This is a genomic window from Pseudomonas sp. BN505, assembly GCF_029873175.1.
Lineage (GTDB): Bacteria > Pseudomonadota > Gammaproteobacteria > Pseudomonadales > Pseudomonadaceae > Aquipseudomonas > Aquipseudomonas putida.
Map to the genome: position 1 here is coordinate 301,930 of NZ_SSOI01000050.1, position 17,786 is coordinate 319,715.

General features: G+C 62.9%; 14 protein-coding genes and 1 pseudogene. 12 read left to right on the plus strand and 3 right to left on the minus strand.

All coding sequences use genetic code 11. From position 1 onward, the window contains the following. Positions 1-23: 23 nt before the first annotated feature. The 7 genes and pseudogenes from E8E78_RS17495 to E8E78_RS17525 all read left to right on the plus strand — a co-directional run bounded on the left by E8E78_RS17495 (position 24) and on the right by E8E78_RS17525 (position 9,457). Entirely contained in the window at positions 24-1,022 is a 999-nt protein-coding gene (locus E8E78_RS17495) for a 5'-nucleotidase (RefSeq protein WP_049274550.1), read from the plus strand. Continuing rightward, positions 1,009-1,281, plus strand: a pseudogene (locus tag E8E78_RS17500) (MarR family transcriptional regulator); the annotation flags it as partial. The gene E8E78_RS17495 and the pseudogene E8E78_RS17500, both read left to right, overlap by 14 nt. Before the next feature lie 441 nt (positions 1,282-1,722). Beyond that, the gene (locus E8E78_RS17505; RefSeq protein WP_049274551.1) at positions 1,723-3,882 is read left to right on the plus strand and encodes a TonB-dependent receptor; all 2,160 of its coding nucleotides are present in this window, start codon (positions 1,723-1,725) and stop codon (positions 3,880-3,882) included. Positions 3,883-3,928: 46 nt separating this feature from the next. After that, positions 3,929-5,509, plus strand: coding sequence for an FAD-dependent oxidoreductase (locus E8E78_RS17510; protein WP_114942114.1), 1,581 nt, complete (start codon positions 3,929-3,931; stop codon positions 5,507-5,509). A gap of 16 nt (positions 5,510-5,525) precedes the next feature. Then, complete coding sequence (locus E8E78_RS17515; RefSeq protein WP_049276072.1) at positions 5,526-6,023, plus strand: RidA family protein; 498 nt, start codon at positions 5,526-5,528, stop codon at positions 6,021-6,023. A 99-nt stretch (positions 6,024-6,122) separates the two neighbouring features. After that, positions 6,123-8,567: a TonB-dependent receptor gene (locus E8E78_RS17520; protein WP_080983714.1), complete on the plus strand. Its 2,445-nt coding sequence runs from the start codon at positions 6,123-6,125 to the stop codon at positions 8,565-8,567. A 119-nt stretch (positions 8,568-8,686) separates the two neighbouring features. Further along, positions 8,687-9,457 carry an SDR family NAD(P)-dependent oxidoreductase gene (locus tag E8E78_RS17525; protein ID WP_049276070.1) on the plus strand — a complete coding sequence of 257 codons (771 nt, stop codon included), beginning with the start codon at positions 8,687-8,689 and terminating at the stop codon, positions 9,455-9,457. A gap of 65 nt (positions 9,458-9,522) precedes the next feature. Here E8E78_RS17525 and E8E78_RS17530 read toward each other — a convergent pair whose 3' ends face one another. Next, on the minus strand, positions 9,523-9,678 hold the full coding sequence (locus tag E8E78_RS17530) for a hypothetical protein (RefSeq protein WP_162838445.1): 156 nt from the start codon (positions 9,676-9,678) through the stop codon (positions 9,523-9,525). A gap of 230 nt (positions 9,679-9,908) precedes the next feature. Here E8E78_RS17530 and E8E78_RS17535 point away from each other — a divergent pair, with 230 nt between their 5' ends. Then, positions 9,909-11,186 carry a bifunctional O-acetylhomoserine aminocarboxypropyltransferase/cysteine synthase gene (locus E8E78_RS17535; protein ID WP_049276069.1) on the plus strand — a complete coding sequence of 426 codons (1,278 nt, stop codon included), beginning with the start codon at positions 9,909-9,911 and terminating at the stop codon, positions 11,184-11,186. Positions 11,187-11,250: 64 nt separating this feature from the next. Beyond that, positions 11,251-12,015, plus strand: a complete 765-nt coding sequence (locus E8E78_RS17540) for a hypothetical protein (protein WP_049276068.1) — start codon at positions 11,251-11,253, stop codon at positions 12,013-12,015. A gap of 438 nt (positions 12,016-12,453) precedes the next feature. Here E8E78_RS17540 and E8E78_RS17545 read toward each other — a convergent pair whose 3' ends face one another. Together E8E78_RS17545 and E8E78_RS17550 are read right to left on the minus strand one after the other, a co-directional pair. After that, on the minus strand, positions 12,454-12,816 hold the full coding sequence (locus E8E78_RS17545; RefSeq protein WP_049276067.1) for a hypothetical protein: 363 nt from the start codon (positions 12,814-12,816) through the stop codon (positions 12,454-12,456). Between the two features lie 243 nt (positions 12,817-13,059). Next, on the minus strand, positions 13,060-13,527 hold the full coding sequence (locus tag E8E78_RS17550; protein ID WP_049276065.1) for an anti-virulence regulator CigR family protein: 468 nt from the start codon (positions 13,525-13,527) through the stop codon (positions 13,060-13,062). A gap of 173 nt (positions 13,528-13,700) precedes the next feature. Here E8E78_RS17550 and E8E78_RS17555 point away from each other — a divergent pair, with 173 nt between their 5' ends. The 3 genes from E8E78_RS17555 to E8E78_RS17565 all read left to right on the plus strand — a co-directional run bounded on the left by E8E78_RS17555 (position 13,701) and on the right by E8E78_RS17565 (position 17,011). Then, a complete protein-coding gene (locus E8E78_RS17555) occupies positions 13,701-15,401 on the plus strand; it encodes an FAD-dependent monooxygenase (protein ID WP_049276064.1) in 1,701 nt (566 codons plus the stop codon). An 11-nt stretch (positions 15,402-15,412) separates the two neighbouring features. Beyond that, the gene (locus E8E78_RS17560) at positions 15,413-15,595 is read left to right on the plus strand and encodes a hypothetical protein (RefSeq protein ID WP_049276062.1); all 183 of its coding nucleotides are present in this window, start codon (positions 15,413-15,415) and stop codon (positions 15,593-15,595) included. Between the two features lie 126 nt (positions 15,596-15,721). Further along, positions 15,722-17,011: an MFS transporter gene (locus tag E8E78_RS17565; protein ID WP_053092293.1), complete on the plus strand. Its 1,290-nt coding sequence runs from the start codon at positions 15,722-15,724 to the stop codon at positions 17,009-17,011. The last annotated feature ends 775 nt before the right edge of the window (positions 17,012-17,786 follow it).

Below are 17,786 nucleotides of genomic sequence, written 5' to 3' on the forward strand. Positions count from 1 at the left end.
AGCACAGGCTCAGGAGTTGCTCAATGCCCTACCCCATCGAACAGAAACTGGTCATTGGCGTTGCCTCGAGTGCGCTGTTCGACCTTACCGTCTCGGACGACATCTACAAGACCCAGGGTGTCGAGGCGTACCGCCATCACCAGCAGCAGAACCTGGACGAGCCATTCCCCAAAGGCGTGGCGTTCCCGTTCATTCGCCGCTTCCTGAGTATCAACCAGGCATTCCCCGAGCAACTGCCGGTAGAGGTGGTGCTGCTCTCGCGCAACTCCCCGGAAACCGGCCTGCGGGTATTTCGTTCGATCAACCATTATCAGTTGGACATCACCCGCGCGGCGTTCATGTCGGGCCGCTCGCCCTACGAGTACATCCCGGCATTCAACGCCTCGCTGTTCCTCAGTGCCAATGAGGAAGACGTGCAGAAAGCCATCGACGCCAACTACCCGGCCGGGCGGGTGCTGCCGACGCGCATCTACGATGACGAGATCGACACCGAATTGCGCGTAGCCTTCGACTTCGATGGCGTGATTGCCGACGACGAGGCGGAGAGCGTGTACAAGCGCAACGACAACCTGGATGACTTTCAGGAGCACGAGCGCGTACACAAGGGCATTCCGCATTCGCCAGGGCCGCTGGCGGACCTGTACCGCAAGCTTTCGCTGATACGCATGCTGGAGGACCGCAAGCTGGCCGAGAACCCGGACTACAAGCGGATCTTGCGGATTGCCATTGTCACGGCGCGCAATGCGCCTTCACATGAGCGGGTGGTGACGACGTTGAAGGACTGGGGCGTATCGCCGGACGAGTGCTTCTTTCTCGGCGGCATGGAGAAGCCCAGGGTGTTGTCGATTCTGAAGCCCCATGTGTTCTTCGACGACCAGCGCAGCCACTTGCAGTCGCCGGCGGGGGATTTGCCGATGGTGCATGTGCCGTTCGGGGTGGCGAACAGGGGGCGTTCAACGACGCTCTCCCCGCACGACACGCCTGTGCGGGAGCAGGACGACACCGGCGTTGCTGCAGGCTGAACTGGCGCGCTCGCTGGCGATCGAGCCACCGCAGGTGGTGCCCCTGCTGAACAAGCTGGAAGAACGGGCCTTGGCCGTGCGCGTGCGGTGCAAGCCGGACAAGCGGTCTTACGGGATCTTCTTGAGCAAGACGGGAGAAGCGCTGCTCAAGGAACTGAAGCAGATCGCCAAGGACAGCGACCGCGAGGCGACCTCTGCGCTGGATGATGAGGAGCGGGACCAGTTGTTGCGGTTGTTGACCAAGATTTACCTGGAGTGACGCTCAGGCGCAGTGGTGCAAACCGGAGACAGCTAGCCCCCTGCGTTGGCCAAAGACGTTTGCTTTTCATCCTTGAGGCTTACGAACCTTGGCCCGCAGCGACTCGAAGTAACCCTCGTCGGCACGGGCGCCAGCCGCCGTTGCGCCACCCGCAAGCAACAGGTTCATGGCCACTCGGCCCCTGAAAACCACCTCTATCTCAACCATAAAATGCATTTATTGAATTTTAAGCACTTTTATTAATTCATGTTAATAATATTAGCTTAGACGCAAAAAGTATTTCAAAACGTTTTTTCATAGAGATATGTTCTCACCAGACCGACCCCTGACTGGCGGAGGCAAAGGAACCTAATACCTCCTTGCGCCTCAGGTCATCACACCCGGCTGCGGTATCCAGGTATCCGAAATCCCACTCGATGCTGGTTATCTGGAAGCTGCAGCATGAAGCCTTTGCCCTACCCTGTACGCCCTCACCTGTCCGCCGCCGTTGCATTTGCCCTCTTCACGCCCACGGCCTTCGCCGAGCCTGCCCAGACGCCAGGCGACAAACTGCCAACCGTCACCGTCACAGCGGAGCACCGTGAAGAGAACCTGCAGAAAACCCCGCTGGCGATCAGCGCTTTCGACGAGCGCACCCTGCAGGATGCGCAGATCAACAACATCCGCGACCTGTCCGGTCGGGTGCCCAACCTCACCCTGAACCGCCAGTCCATTTCCTACAGCGCACAAACCTATGGCATACGCGGTATTGGCGAGACCGACCCGATTCAGGAAGCGGCCGTTGCGGTATACGCCGATGACCTGTACATCCCGCGGGCGATTTCTTCGATGCTGGACTTCAACGACGTGGAGCGCGTTGAAGTGCTGCGCGGCCCACAAGGCACCCTGTACGGGCGCAACAGTGCAGCCGGCGCGATACGGGTAATCACCCGCGACCCGACCCAGCAGGCCCGCGCCTTCGTCGAGCTGGGTGCCGGCAACTACAACGCACAGAACGGCCGCCTGCTGGTCAGCGGGCCATTGGTGGACAACACCCTGTTCGGCAGCTTCTCGGCCATACGCCTGACCCGCGACGGCACCGTGTACAACCGCACCCGTGACAAGGACGTCAACAACATCGACATCCAGTCCTACCGCGGCAAGCTGCGCCTGGCCCCGCAGGATTCGCCCTGGGACGTGCAACTGACCCTGGCCGGCACCTTCGACCGCGGCGATACCACCAGCTATACCCCCTTCAACCCGGCCAACGGCCATTTCGACAAGTTCAAGACCTACAGCAGCCTCGACCCGAAGAACAAGCTGGACCAGGGCAGTGCGGTGCTGCGCGCGATCTACAGCATCGATGACCACCTGAACTTCAAGTCGGTCACGGCCTGGTCCGAGTTCGACCAGCCGGTGGACTACGACAACTCCGGCCAGGCCAACAGCGGCACCGCGTCGCCGATCCAGAACAACCTGATCACCTACAAGCAGCGCTACGCCACCCAGGAGTTCCAGCTCAACGGCGAATACGACAGGTTCAGCTACACCCTCGGTGTGTACCTGTACAAGGAGCGCTTTCGCGCCGAGCGCGACAGCCTGACCTTTTCGGTGGCGCAAAACCGGGTCAATGCCAGCGGCCAATACAGCACCACCGATACTGAAAGCTACGCGTTGTACGGCCAGAGCAATTACAAGCTCACCCCTCGCCTGTCGCTGACCACCGGCCTGCGCTTCACCCACGAGCACAAGAATTTCGATTACAGCAACTACGCCATCACCACCGACCGGGTAATCACCGGCACCAACTTCGCTACCGAAACCAGTGATTCCTGGGCATCCCTCAGCCCCAAGATCGGCCTGGAGTACGCCTGGAGCGATAACCTGGTGCAGTACGGCTATGTGGCCCGGGGCTTCAAGGCCGGCGGCTTCGACAACCGCGCGCCAACCCGCGCCGCTGCCGAGCAGGGCTTTGATCCGGAAAACGTCACCACCTATGAGGTGGGCTTCAAGGGCGACTTTGCCGATGGCCGCCTGCGCAGCAACATCGCCTTCTTCTATAACGACTACGACGACCTGCAGACCAATGCCTGGGACCCGGCCATCAGCGCCAACCTGCGTACGAACGTCGGCAGTGCCCACACCTACGGCGTGGAGCTGGAAAATACCGTGCTGCTGGCGCGCGACCTGCGCCTGACCGCCAACCTGGGCTACCTGAAAAGCCAGTACGACGACTTCCAGAATGCCAGTGGCCCAGGCGTGAGTGCCGACGGCAAGGAAATGATCTTTGCACCGGAATGGAACGCCAGCCTTGGCCTGAACTGGACGGTGCCCGTCAACCTGCCGGGTGAGCTGGTGGCCAACACCGACTACCAGTACCAGACCCGCTCCTACGCCAACCCGCTGAACGCCGATATCTACGAAGTACCTGCCCAGGGCTTCTGGAATGCCAGCACCAGTTATGCCAGCGCGGACGGCCACTGGACCACCACCTTGTCGGTCAAGAACCTGCTCGACCGCGCCTACCCGCAAAGCATTGCCAACTCGGCCGCCAGCCGCACCGCCTATTACTCGGTCAACGACCCACGCACCGTGCTGCTGAGTGTGCGCTACGAGCTGTAGCGCCGCGCTGAACGGAATCACTTTCCACTTGCAAGGAGAACACACCATGGGCTTGACCCGTAGAGACCTTATTGCCCACCTGATGGCCGCTGGCAGCTACGGCGCCGCGCTTGGCAGCCTGTCCGCGCTAGGCCTGTTGCCTACTGCGGCCACGGCCAGCACCTTCCAGCCGCTGGGCCTGCCGACCACGTCCGGCAACGGCAAGCGCGTGCTGGTGGTGGGGGCTGGCATCAGCGGCCTGGTGGCAGCCTATGAACTTGGCAAAGCCGGTTTTGAGGTGCGCGTGCTGGAAGCCCGCGAGCGAATCGGCGGGCGTGCGTGGACGCTGCGCAACGGCGACGAGGTACTGCACAATGACGGCAGCCGCCAGCAGGTGCGTTTCGACAACGGCCACTATTTCAATGCAGGGCCCGCACGCCTGCCCAGCCATCACCTGACCATCCTCGGCTACTGCCGCGAGCTGGGCGTGCCGCTGGAAGTGCTGGTCAACAGCAGCCGCAACGCCCTCGCCCAACCAGACCTTGCCCAGCCACCGTTGCTGCTGCGCCAGGCGGTGAATGACACCCGTGGGCACCTCAGCGAACTGCTGTCGCGCAGCATCAGCGGCAAAGCGCTGGACAAGGAACTGGACACCGGCGACCAGAAAGCCCTGCTGGACTTTCTAAAGGTATACGGCGACCTCGACGAGCAGCGCCATTACAAGGGCTCGGTCCGCGCCGGCTATACCCGCTTCGCCGGGGCGGGCGACCAGACCCCGATCCAGCGCCAGCCCGTGGCACTCAGGCAACTGCTAAACCCTAACCTGATGCTGCCGCTGGTATTCGACGAGATCCCGGAGTTTTCCGCCACCATGTTCCAGCCGGTCGGCGGCATGGACCAGATTGCCAAAGCCCTGTACGCCAAGGTGCGGGACAAGGTGCAGCTGCACGCCGAAGTGCAGGCGATCCGCACCGGCGACAAGTCCAGCCAGGTCACTTGGCGCGAACGGCGCAGCGGCAAGACCCAGGTAGAAACGGCCGACTACGCCATCGTCACCATTCCCCTGCCACTGCTGGCCCGGGTCGACCACAACTTTGGCAAGACGACCCAGGCGGCCATCGCCCAGGCCAAGCCAGACCTGGCCAACAAGGTGGCATGGCAGGCACCGCGCTTCTGGGAAAGCGAGTTCCAGATCTACGGCGGGCTCTCCTACATCAACCACGAAGCGCGGCTGCTGTGGTACCCCAGCGACCACCTGAACAGTGCGCAAGGCATCCTGGTGGGCACCTACAACACCGGCGAAGTGGCGCGCACATTTGCCACGCGTTCGACAGAGCAGCAACTGGCGTCGTCGCGCCAGGCCGTGGAGTCGCTGCACCCGGGCCATGCCGGCAAGTTGCAGCGCGGGGTGGCGGTGAACTGGTCCAAGGTGCCGTTCAGCGAAAGCCCATGGATTGTCCATGACGTGCTTGCCGAACCCGGCTACTCGCACCTCAACCAGCCCCAGGGCCGCACCTGGCTGGCCAGCGATGCACTGGCCCATGGCGGGGTGGGCATCTGGCAGAACAGCGCTGCGGACTCGGCACGCCATGTGGTCGGGCAGATCGCCCGGCACGCCCTGCAACAGCAACGCGGCGTCGCCGCCTGAACAAGGAAGCCCAATCATGAACAAAACTGCCCTGCTGCTTGGAGCCTTCATGTCACTGTCCGCACTTACCGCCCAGGCCGACACCATCAAGCGTGTCGACCCGCCAGGCTCGAAGTTCCCCATTTCGCAACTGGTCACCGTACCCGCCGGCACCTCGCTGACCTTCGTCAGCGGCACCTTGCCCGACGTTGCCGACCCCAAGGCACCACCACAGACCATTGCCGCCTATGGCAACACCGAAACCCAGACCCGCTCAGTGCTGAAAAAGATCCAGGCTGCGCTGCAAAGCCAGGGTCTGGGCCTGGGTGACGTAGTACAGCTGAGGGTGTTTTTGGTAGGTGACCCGGCCACCGAGGGCAAGCTGGATTTTGCCGGGCTGCAAGCCGCCTACACCGAATTTTTCGCCACTGCCGAGCAGCCGAGAAAGCCAACCCGCACCGCCTTGCAGGTGGTGGCCCTGCCCCTGCCGGGCGCCCTGGTCGAGATCGAAGCGGTCGCTGCAAAAGCGCCCTGATACGCCGCTAGCCAATTTCCCCTATTGCTTGCCTGCCGGGGCCACCCGGCGGGCGGCCCCTGTGCACCCGCTGTTCGACAGCGCTCATGGAGAGCGAACATGCTTCACGCCTTGAAACTGCCCAGCCCGCGCCTGCAACCCGCACTGCTGACCATGGCCCTTGGTACCACCGGCCTGGCCGCGCCTGACGCATTTGCCGAGGGCGCTGCCCAGGCCACGGCCCCGTCACAGCTGGGCACCGTGATCGTCACCGGCAACCGCGGCTCGGAAAAACGCACCGTCACCACCAGCCCGGTGCCGATCGATGTGATCAGCGCCAAGCAACTGCAGCAAACCGGCAAGCCCGGCCTGATGGAAGCCCTCAGCGCCACCGTGCCATCCTTCACCCTGCCGGAAAAAACCGGCTGGGACGCCAGCGGCATGGCCCGTGCGCCCAGCCTGCGCGGGCTGAATGCGGCCCAGGTACTGGTACTGGTGAACGGCAAGCGCCGCCATACCAGCGCCACCCTTAACATCAGCGGCATCCATGCGGGCGCAGCACCCACCGACCTTGACCTGATCCCCATCAGCCTTATCGACCACGTCGAGGTACTGCGCGATGGCGCAGCTGCACAGTACGGCTCCGACGCCATCGCCGGGGTGATCAACGTGATCCTCAAGGCCGACGCTTCCAGCACCTCGGTGACCAACGCAGGCCAGGGTTACGACGGCAAGAAGCAGACCGTGCAGCAAGGCTTGAACAAGGGCTTCGAGGTCGGTGACAGCGGCATCGTGCAGCTGGCCCTGGATGCGCGCAGCCAGAACGACGACAACAAGGCCAGCGCCAACGGCTACAGCTATGCCGAAGCCTTCGACAAGGCCGGCAAGTCGACCTACGGCGGCTACGGCACGCCGAAGATCAACCTGCTGACCCTGGGCTACAACGCCGAACTGCCGCTAAGCGACGACCTGACCCTGTATTCCTTCACCACCTATTCGCACCGCAAGGCCGAGCAGGGCCAGAACTTCCGCCTGCCGACCATCACCAACACCATCACCACCGGCCCCAACGGCTACCCCGGTGGCTACACGCCCACCTGGTACATCGAGGAAGATGATGTGCAGGGCGCCTTCGGCGCCAAGGGCAATGCCGGGGAATGGGCCTGGGACCTGTCCAGCACCTACGGGCGCAACGAGGCGCTGCAGGGCACCACGCACAACCAGAACGCCTCGCTGGGCGAGGCCACGCCCAACCATTTCGAATCGGGCACCTGGATTGCCACACAGCTGACCAGCAACCTCGACCTGCAACGCAGCTTCGACATCGGCCTGGACAAGCCGCTTGACCTGTCCTGGGGCCTGGAACACCGGCGTGATACCTATCAGGTGCGCGATGGCGACTGGGCCTCGTGGGCCAACGGCGGCTACTGCCGTGCGCCCGGCGACTGCGCCGCCTCCGGTGCACAGGTCACCAACGGCATCTCGCCGGACGAAGCCACCAGCACCAGCCGCAACAGCGTGGCCAGCTACATCGAGGTCGGCTTCAACCCGCTGCCGCAGTGGTACCTGGGCAGCGCGCTGCGCTATGAACACTACAACCGTGGAGTGGGTGCCACCCGCAGCGGCAAGCTGACCACCCGCTACGACTTCACCCCCGAGCTGGCCGTGCGCGCCACGGTCAGTAACGGCTTTCGTGCACCTTCGCTGGCCAACAGCCTGTTCAGCGCCCGCTCGACCACCTACGGCGTGGTCAATGGCGTATACCAGTCGATCAACTACGGCGTACTGCCGGTGGACTCGGCGGCAGCCAAGGCATTGGGCGCCACCGCACTCAAGCCCGAGCGCTCGACCAACTACAGCCTGGGCCTGACCTACCAGCCTGCTCCGCAGCTGTCGTTTACTGCGGATGCCTACGTGATCAATGTGCGCGACCGCATCACGCTCACCGGTACCCTGCTGGGCGACGAAGTGACCCAGGCGCTGCTGGACAACGGCATCGACTCCACCTCTGGCGGACGCTATTTCACCAACGGCGCCAGCACCCGCACCAAGGGCCTGGACCTGGTGGGCAATTTCGACCAGAACCTGGGCAACTGGGGGCAACTGAAATGGACAGCTGCCTTCAACTGGAACCAGACGCAGATCCTCAGCTACAAGGAGAACGTCACTATCCAGGGCACGGACTACAGCCTGATGGACCGCCAGGCGCGCAACTTTTTGACTGAGGTGCAGCCGCACACCAAGTTGATTCTGGGCGCCAACTGGCAACGCGAGCGCTGGACCAGCAACCTCACCCTGACCCGCTATGGTTCATGGCGTGAAGTGAACTCGGCGACCGACCGCAGCCTGGACCGGGAGTACAAGGCGCGCTGGATCACCGATATCGACGTGGGGTATCAGCTGACCAAAGACCTCAACCTGGCCGTGGGGGCGCAGAACCTGTTTGATGTTTACCCCGAACGGCAGAACCCCAGCAGCAAGACCATGACCAAGGGGTATGGGGCCTATTCGCCTTATGGCTTTACCGGGGGTTACTACTTCACCCGGCTGACTTACAACTTCTGATATGCACCGTTTGCAGACTGGGGCCGCAAAGCGGCCTCGAAAACCCAAGCTAGAACGCATATTTAAAACAAAAGACCATGCCGGTAGGCTAGATTCATTCGAAACATGAGGCGCACCCAATGAGCCTGATCCCCGGGTTATCTGACAATGCCCACGTGCTGATATGTGGTGCCAGCCGAGGTATCGGCCTGGCACTGTGTGCGGCGTTGCTGGCCCGCGATGATGTAAGCCGGGTCTGGGCTGTGTCGCGACACGCCCGCACTGCTGACGGCCTGCTTGCGCTGGCCCAGGCACATGGCGAACGCGTGGTACTGCTGGATTACGATGCTCGCGACGAGCAGGCGCTGGCTGCGCTTGCAAGCGAGGTGGGCCTTGCCTGCCCGCACCTTCACCTGGTTATCAGCACACTCGGCATCCTCCAGCAGGAGGGCACCAAAGCCGAGAAATCACTGGCCCAACTGGACCTCACCAGCCTGCAAGCCAGCTTCGCCACCAATGCATTCGCGCCGATCCTGTTGCTCAAGCATCTGTTGCCACTGCTGCGCAGTCAGCCCGCCACCTTTGCAGCCCTGTCGGCCAGGGTTGGTTCGATCGGCGACAATCGACTGGGCGGCTGGTACAGCTATCGCGCGAGCAAGGCCGCGCTGAACCAGCTGCTGCACACCGCAAGCATCGAACTGAAACGCCTGAACCCGAACGCCACGGTGCTGGCGCTGCATCCGGGCACTACCGATACCGAGCTGTCGCGGCCGTTTCAAGGGAATGTGCCGGAGGGGAAGCTGTTTGAACCGCCGTTTGCTGCACGGTGTGTGATTGAGCAGGTGGGGCGGCTTGGGCCGTCGGAGAGTGGCAGTTTTTGGGGGTGGGATGGCGAGCGGATAGCGTGGTGAGCGCGCTCGCGCCGGGTGCGCTGCTGCAGCCCGGCCGAGGCAGTGCGTTCCATCGCGAGGTCAGCTCAGCGAGGGCCGCCGCCCTGATGGCCGCCGAAGCCACCGCCGTGGCCACCACCGTGACCGCCGCCACCGCCCGGCGGCATGAACATCCAGCAACCCGACAGGCTAGATACCAGGACTGCAACCAGGGCTGCACGGAAAAAATGTTTCGACTTCATTGGAACGCTCCACAGGGTTAGATCTGCTGCCTGCCAGTAGCCGGTTGGGCAGCGGGCGGATTCTAGAGCTGCGGCATGATGGCCCGGGGAAACTTTGCATATCTTTACAGTCGGTGCAGGCACAACGGCGTGGCGAAGGCGAGAGAATGGCTCCGTAAAGCGTCCTTGACCCACTCCCCTCCGCCGCCGCATGCTCGAACGCTTCCACCCCACGCTCAAGGAACGATTGCATGAAGCTGGAAACTCTCGCCATCCACGCGGGCTTCAGCCCCGACCCGACCACCAAGGCAGTGGCCGTACCGATCTACCAGACCACCTCCTTCGCCTTCGACGACACCCAGCACGGCGCCGACCTGTTCGACCTGAAAGTGGCCGGCAACATCTACTCGCGCATCATGAACCCGACCAACGATGTACTCGAAAAGCGCATGGCAGCCCTCGAAGGCGGGGTTGGCGCGCTGGCGGTGGCCTCGGGCATGGCGGCCATCACCTACGCCATCCAGACCGTCGCCGAGGCTGGTGACAACATCGTCTCGGTGGCCAAGCTGTACGGCGGCACCTACAACCTGCTCGCCCACACCCTGCCGCGCATGGGCATTCAAACCCGTTTCGCCGCCCATGACGACATCACTGCGCTCGAAGCCTTGATCGACGCACGCACCAAGGCGGTGTTCTGCGAATCCATCGGCAACCCCGCCGGCAATATCGTCGATATCGCCGCACTGGCCGAAGCCGCCCACCGCCACGGTGTGCCGCTGATCGTCGACAACACCGTGGCTACCCCAATGCTGTGCCGACCGTTCGAACATGGCGCGGACATCGTCGTGCACTCGCTGACCAAGTACATCGGCGGCCACGGTACCAGCATCGGCGGCATCGTCATCGACTCCGGCACGTTCCCCTGGGCCGACAACAAGGAACGTTTCGCCCTGCTCAACACCCCCGACCCGTCCTACCACGGCGTCACCTACACCGAAGCCTTCGGCCCCGCCGCCTTCATTGGCCGCTGCCGCGTGGTGCCGTTGCGCAACACTGGCGCTGCGCTGTCGCCGTTCAACGCCTTCCTGATCCTGCAAGGCCTGGAAACCCTGGCCCTGCGCATGGAGCGCCACACCGAGAACGCGCTGAAGGTCGCCCATTACCTGCAAGCGCACGAGCAGGTGGCCTGGGTGAAGTACGCCGGGCTGCCCGACCACCCCGAGCATGAGCTGGCCCAGCGCTACACCGGCGGCAAGCCGGCGTCGATCCTGTCGTTCGGCATCAAGGGCGGCCAGGCAGCCGGTGCGCGTTTCATTGATGCGTTGCAGCTGGTGGTGCGCCTGGTGAACATCGGCGATGCCAAGTCTCTGGCTTGCCACCCCGCCTCCACCACCCACCGCCAGCTCAACGACGAGGAGCTGGAAAAGGCCGGCGTGCCGCGGGACATGGTGCGCCTGTCGATAGGCATCGAGCACAGTGACGACATCATCGCCGACCTGGCCCAGGCCCTGGAGGCCAGCCGCGGGTGAATCATCCGCGCCCTACCCAATGCCGACGGCGGGCGCACCGTCATCTAGCCTGGATACACCCGCAATGACCTTGTTCTACCTGAAACTTATCGTCACCCCCCTGCTGATGTGGGCCATCTCCCTCGCCTCGCGCCGCTGGGGCGGTTTGCTGGGTGGGTTGCTGTCCGGCCTGCCGATCACCTCGGCACTGGTAATGACCTTCCTGTGCCTGGAACAGGGCAATGCCTTCGCCTTGGGCGCGATACCCGGCGCACTGGGCGGCCTGGCGGCGGTGCAGGCCACCTACACCTTCTACCTGTTGGCCACGCGCAGGCTGGGCGCCGCCGCAGCCGTGCTGCTGGCGTTGCTGTGCTATGGCGTGGCCGCCTATGCGTTTACCCACTGGGGCAACCTGTACCTGTCGATTGCCGTGGCACTGGTGCTTATTGGCGTGCTGATACGCGCCAGCGGCCGTGAGCCCAAACCCGACACTCTGAGCCGCAGCCGTCAGCGATTTTGGGAGATCCCCCTGCGCATGGTGTCTGCTACTTGCCTGCTGATGATCATCACCAGCCTGGCCAGTTGGTTGGGCCCGGCGACCAGCGGGATGCTCGCCCCGATACCGGTGATTGCCTGGCCGCTGGTGGTGTTCGCCCATGTACAAGGCGGGCGGGCCGGGATGGTAGCGATGGTGCGGGGCAATGCGATCGGTGCGGTGGGGGTGATCGCGTTTTATCTTGTGCTGGCGGCGCTGCTCGAAGTGTGGGGCGTTGGCCTGACCATCGGGCTGGCCATGCTTTGCGCCGTAGTGCTGACCGTTGGGCTGGCTACCCTATTACGAAAGCGTTGATGCGCCAGAGGGGCTGCTGCGCAGCCCATCGCAGGCAAGCCAGCTCCCACAGGGACGGTGCAACGTCTGAGCTGGCGCCATACCTGTGGGGGCGGGCTTGCCCGCGAACACCGGCGCAGCCGGTGCCATACTCCGCGCAAGATGCTTCGCGGGTAAATCCGCCCCCACGGTGGCGGTGCCAGATCAAGGAATTGAGGTAACCACATGAAGTATCAGATTCGCAGGGCGCGACCAGAAGATGCTGCGGATATTAGCCGAGTAATCATCGCTGCCCTGCGGCAAACGAATGCAGCGGACTACGATGCCGCGACCACGCCAGGGTCGAGCACTCGTTCAGCGAAGCGGGCATTGCTGGCCTGCTGGAGAAACGCCTGATCATGATGGCAGGGCCTGGACGCCTTGTAGTTGTTGGCATCAGGCCCTGTAAGGCAAATTCCATCAACGCGGTAGAGGATGCTCGGCGGATACCGAGTTATTGGCCTCCACGTCTTTCATTTCCTCTTCAATCGGGCCTTCATCATCTGCGGGTAACGGAACCTCTCCATCACCTGCACCCGCCTGCTCATCGTTGATTCTTGCGGTACCGTTGTCCCGGTCGAGCTGCCCGTCCTGGTCAGAGCCTGGATTGCCTGGAGGTGGGTCCCAGTCTACCGGGCGATTTTCGGACCAGGCTTCACCGACACCTTGTTTGGGCTCGGACTCAGCCTGCTCAAGGCCCGAGCCGTGGCCGGCCCCTGCGTCGGTGATACTTTCCGTCGGCCCCGGGTACGGCGAGTCGGGGCCATTGTGGTCGATTGCCATGGGCTTTCTCCTGGTGGCAGCGCACCGATGGTGCGCTTGTTGTTCAGAGAGAAATCGGCAGGCGTGAGTGCCTTGTGTTCGACCGGTGGTGCAAAAGGCCGGGCTCGCGGCTTTTGCTTGCCAAGTTGCAAGCGGGCGGCATTACCAGGCTCTTTGCGCCATCCCCCAAGTGAAGCACCATCAAGTGAAGCGCCGCTTCGTGCAGGGCGAGTTCGTCCTGTTTCAGTTCAAAAGCCTGCGGCCCTAGTCGAACGCCCCGTTCAACACCTCATAGATGATCCCGGTCGCCACAGCGACCAGAATCAGGTCCGCGCCCGCCTGCATCCACTCATACCCGTCATAGTGCGGCAGCTGCCCCACCAGGCGGCCATCCAGTTTTTTGGCGATTCCGGGCGGCAAGGGCTTGCCGCGCGCAAGGTTCTTCTGAATGCCTGGAGGCAATGCGGGGCCTGGGCTCCAGTAACTGCGGTGGCCACCGAGAATGCCCAGCACATCACCGCGGTCGATGGACGGGCCGCCGTGCCAGTCATTGCCGCCAGCGCTCTGCTTGTGGCCGCCCGCATTGCCCTGGCCTTGGGAGTGTTGAGCCTGGCCCTTGCCGTGCCCCTGACCTTGGCCCTGGCCTTTGCCGTTACCCGGGTCAGCGAGCGCCGGGCCAAAGGCCAAGGCCAATGAGGTGAGAACAGCTGTAAGGACTGTTGATCTGGCCATGTGAGCATCCGTTGCGCGAAGAGTTGCCCAGATTATAGACACTGGGCAGCGCCTGCTTCGCTCTGCAGGCCGTGGAAATTGCAGTTGTCCCCTCAAGGGGACATCGCTGGCTGTCGCCTCACGTACAGTCACTTGCACACCTGAAAAGCTACAAAAATAAGGATGTGCACCACATGCATCAGCCCCACAGCGAGCCGCGTCGTTCCCTCTATTTCAACTATCAAGTCTTCCCCGCCCATACGGCCAGCGTCGGGGCCGCCCCCGTTGAACGCAAACCTGTAGTGGTGGTAGGCGCCGGCCCGATCGGCCTGACCACTGCCCTGGACCTTGCCCGTCATGGCATAGCCTGCGTGGTACTGGCGGCGGAACGGCAAGTGAGCGAGGGCAGCCGGGCGATCGTGTTCACCCGTCGCTCGATGGAAATCCTGCAGCAGGTAGGTGTCGCCGAGCGGGTCTGCGAGCTTGGCTTGCCGTGGAGCTGCGGCAATTCGTTCTACCGCAACCAGCTGGTGTTTCGTATGGAAAACCCACACGATCCTGACGACCGCTACGCGCCCATGACCAACCTGCAACAACCCTGCCTGGAGCAGTTGCTGGTCGAGGCCGCCGAGGCTGATCCGTTGGTAGACCTGCGCTGGGGTAACCGCGTAACCGGCCTGGCACAGCATGACGACTTCGCCCGGCTGAGCATCGATACCTCAGCCGGTAGCTATGAACTGGACGCTGACTGGGTAGTAGCGGCGGACGGTGCCCGCTCGACACTGCGCACCCTGCTGGCGCTGAAACTGGAGGGTACCGCGTACGAAGGGCGCTTCGTGATTGCTGATATCAAGATCGACCTGGGCCTGCCCACCGAGCGCCTGGCCTATTTCGACCCGGACTGGAACCCGGGCAACACCGTATTGATGCACCGCGAACCGGGTGATATCTGGCGCATCGACTACCAACTGCCCGAAAGCGAAACCCCGGAACAGGCGTTGCAACCGGAATCACTGCGCACACGCATCAATGCCCAGCTGCGCATGCTTGGCGTTGAAGACCCACAGTGGGAAATGGACTGGAGCTCGGTCTATTCCACCCGGGCGCTGACCCTGCCGAATTACATCCACAAGCGCGTGATATTTGCCGGGGACGCGGCACACCTGTTGCCGATTTTCGGCGTGCGTGGCGCCAATACCGGGTTCCAGGACTGCCATGGCCTGGTGTGGAAACTGGCCCTCACGCTCCAGGGTTTGGCAGGCCCCAAGCTGCTGCCGTCCTATTCCACCGAACGCGTCAGTGCGGCGCGGGAAATCATCGGCGAGGCCGGCAAGAGCACCCGGTTCATGGCGCCACCCACAGCGGGTTACCGCCTGGTACGCGATGCGGTGTTGTCGCTGTCTCTGACCCAGGCATTCGTCCGCCCGTTGTACCACTGGCGCACCTCGCGGCCACACGACTACGCGGACTCGGTGCTCAACTGTGCAACTGACGACAATGAGCATTTCACCGCCGGCCCGCGCAACGGCGCCCCGCTACTGAACATCAGGCTGGCCGAAGACGACTACCTGTTCGACCACTTGGGTGCCTGCTTCTACCTGCTCTATTTCACCGACAGTGACTGCATCCCAAGTGACGTGATCGAGCAGGCGACTGCCATTCGCAGCAGCGGCGTGCCCTTGCAGATCATCGCGATTGCGCAAAACGCCCAGGCCATCATCACCGGTGCAGACCAACTGATCGACGACACCACCGGCCGCATCGCCGCCAGGTATGGCATCCCCCGCAATGGCGCTTACTTGGTGCGCCCAGACCAGCACATCTGCGCCCGCTGGCTGCAGGTATCGGCCGCACAACTGCAATCCGCCATCGACACTGCCCTGGGCAAGCACTGAGAGGAAGCGCCATGAACACCCTGACCGCAACAGACCTGGAAGTGGTTTACGACGTACTGGCAGACGCTTTGGACCAGGCCACACCGGCCAAGGCCGAGCTGTTCCTGACCAAGCTGGCGCTGCTCAGCGCCCATGCGCTTGGCGACGCCCAGGCCTTCACTGAACTTGCCCAGTGCGCGCTTAAAGACCTGTAGTACCTGCACTGGCCAATGCACCGAAGCCGGTGCCGCTGAAACCAATAATAACCAGGCGCCCACATGCATCAGAACACTGCCCCCATTACAACGATAAAAACCGCCAGCAGTCCCCAGCAAACCGTTATGCGCAAAGTGTCCAGGCGCCTGCTCGGCTTTCTGTTCCTGTGCTTTGTGCTGTCGTTTCTCGACCGGATCAACATCGGCTTTGCCGGCCTGACCATGATGGGTGACCTGGGCCTGAGCAGTACCCAGTTCGGCATGGCCACCACGCTGTTCTACATCGCCTATATCGCCTGTGGTATCCCCAGCAACATGGCTTTGGCCAAGGTTGGTGCACGCAAATGGATCGGCTGCCTGATGATCGCCTGGGGGCTGGCCTCGACCGCGACGCTGTTCGCGACTGATGCCAGCAGCCTGTACCTGCTGAGGATTCTGGTGGGTATCACGGAGGCAGGCTTTCTGCCAGGTGTGCTGCTGTACCTGACGTTCTGGTTTCCGGCGGCTTACCGGGCACGGGCCAACGCCCTGTTCATGATCGCGATGCCGTTTACCGCAGGCTTCGGGTCGGCGCTCTCTGGGCTGATACTTGGCCTGGATGGTGTATGGGGTTTGCACGGCTGGCAGTGGCTGTTCCTGCTCGAAGGCATGCCTTCGGTGATCATGGGCTTCGTGGTGTTCGGCTACCTGAACGACACGCCGCAGCAGGCCCGCTGGCTGAGCCGCGAAGACAAGCAACATCTGCAGCATGCCCTGGCCGCAGACAACCCAGCTTCCAACCGCACAACAGGGGACGGCCCCGCTAGCCTGTTGCACGAAATGCTCTCACCCACGGTGCTGATGTTCAGCCTGGTGTATTTCTGCCTGGTCAACACGCTGGCGATGATCGCCGTGTGGACGCCGCTGATCATCAAGAGCATCAGTGCCGCCGACAGCAGCAACAGCACCATTGGCTTTCTGGCGATGATCCCGCAGGTGTGCACCATCATCGGCATGGTGGTATGGGGGCTGCATTCCGACCGCAGCCAGGAACGCAAATGGCACCTGGTGCTGCCTATGCTGATGGCCGCTGCCGGCTGGATGTTTGCCGCTTATGCCGGTAACCCAATGGTGCAACTGTGCGGCATCTGCATGGCGGCCACCGGGTCGTACACCGCCATGTCGATATTCTGGACTACCCCGGACCAGGCGCTGACGTTCAAGGCGCGCGCCATTGGCATTGCGGTGATCAACGCCTTCGGCAACACAGGTTCGGCGCTGAACCCGCTGGTGGTTGGCTGGTTTAAAGACCTGACCCAAAGTTTCACGGCCGGGATTGTCTATGCCGCAGTGCTGTTGGTGATAGGCGCTTTGCTGACCTTCATGCTGCCCCTGGCCTCGCCCGCATCGGTCCCAAAGCATGCACAAAAGCTGTAGCCGGCGGTTGGCCGCCTCGATAAACCCGAGCCTTATGCAAAACCTGTGGGAGCGGGCATGCCCGCGAAGAATTCGACGCGGTGGATGGCACCGGCGTTGCCGGTGTTCGCGGGCCCGCCCGCTCCCACAGGTATCACGCAAGCCGGAAGCCTGCGCAATACCTGTGAGACCGGGCTCCCCCGCGAAGAATCCAACGCGGTAGCTGGCACCGGCGTTGCCGGTGTTCGCGGCTAAAGCCGCTCCCACTGGTCTTGCGCAAACCTGAAGCCTGCACAGTACCTGTGGGAGCGGGTTCACCCGCGAAGAATCCAACACGGTAGATGGCACCGGCTTTGCCGGTGTTCGCGGCTAAAGCCGCTCCCACGGGTATTCCGCAGGCCTGAAGCCTGCGCAGTACCTGTGGGAGCGGGCACGCCCGCGAAGAATCCGACGCGGTGGATGGCACCGGCGCTGCCGGTGTTCGCGGGCGCGCCCGCTCCCACAAGCCTCGGCATGGCTCCCGAGCCTATGAATGGACAGCTTTATGACTGTCCAATGGCTCATTTAGAGACGTTTCCTACAAGGTTTTAGGACGCCCCAGGAACCTCCGGCAAGCGATTCCTCGTTAGTGTTCAGGGACCATCACGGTCCCTTTCAATGCGAGGTCGTTTTTGACAATCAGCCAACGTATCGCCATTGCGGCAGCCGAAGCCGGGCTGCCTTCTGACCAGTGCATGGCCTGCGAGCGGCAAGGTTTGCCGATCCTGCCGCTGCGCCGCGCCCTGGTGCCGGATAC

Excerpts from the sequence above, each read along its gene's own strand:
- E8E78_RS17495 (WP_049274550.1), top strand. The coding sequence starts at position 24 with ATGCCCTACCCCATCGAACAGAAACTGGTCATTGGCGTTGCCTCGAGT.
- E8E78_RS17505 (WP_049274551.1), top strand. The coding sequence starts at position 1,723 with ATGAAGCCTTTGCCCTACCCTGTACGCCCTCACCTGTCCGCCGCCGTT.
- E8E78_RS17510 (WP_114942114.1), top strand. The coding sequence starts at position 3,929 with ATGGGCTTGACCCGTAGAGACCTTATTGCCCACCTGATGGCCGCTGGC.
- E8E78_RS17515 (WP_049276072.1), top strand. The coding sequence starts at position 5,526 with ATGAACAAAACTGCCCTGCTGCTTGGAGCCTTCATGTCACTGTCCGCA.
- E8E78_RS17520 (WP_080983714.1), top strand. The coding sequence starts at position 6,123 with ATGCTTCACGCCTTGAAACTGCCCAGCCCGCGCCTGCAACCCGCACTG.
- E8E78_RS17525 (WP_049276070.1), top strand. The coding sequence starts at position 8,687 with ATGAGCCTGATCCCCGGGTTATCTGACAATGCCCACGTGCTGATATGT.
- E8E78_RS17530 (WP_162838445.1), bottom strand. The coding sequence starts at position 9,678 with ATGAAGTCGAAACATTTTTTCCGTGCAGCCCTGGTTGCAGTCCTGGTA.
- E8E78_RS17535 (WP_049276069.1), top strand. The coding sequence starts at position 9,909 with ATGAAGCTGGAAACTCTCGCCATCCACGCGGGCTTCAGCCCCGACCCG.
- E8E78_RS17540 (WP_049276068.1), top strand. The coding sequence starts at position 11,251 with ATGACCTTGTTCTACCTGAAACTTATCGTCACCCCCCTGCTGATGTGG.
- E8E78_RS17545 (WP_049276067.1), bottom strand. The coding sequence starts at position 12,816 with ATGGCAATCGACCACAATGGCCCCGACTCGCCGTACCCGGGGCCGACG.
- E8E78_RS17550 (WP_049276065.1), bottom strand. The coding sequence starts at position 13,527 with ATGGCCAGATCAACAGTCCTTACAGCTGTTCTCACCTCATTGGCCTTG.
- E8E78_RS17555 (WP_049276064.1), top strand. The coding sequence starts at position 13,701 with ATGCATCAGCCCCACAGCGAGCCGCGTCGTTCCCTCTATTTCAACTAT.
- E8E78_RS17560 (WP_049276062.1), top strand. The coding sequence starts at position 15,413 with ATGAACACCCTGACCGCAACAGACCTGGAAGTGGTTTACGACGTACTG.
- E8E78_RS17565 (WP_053092293.1), top strand. The coding sequence starts at position 15,722 with ATGCGCAAAGTGTCCAGGCGCCTGCTCGGCTTTCTGTTCCTGTGCTTT.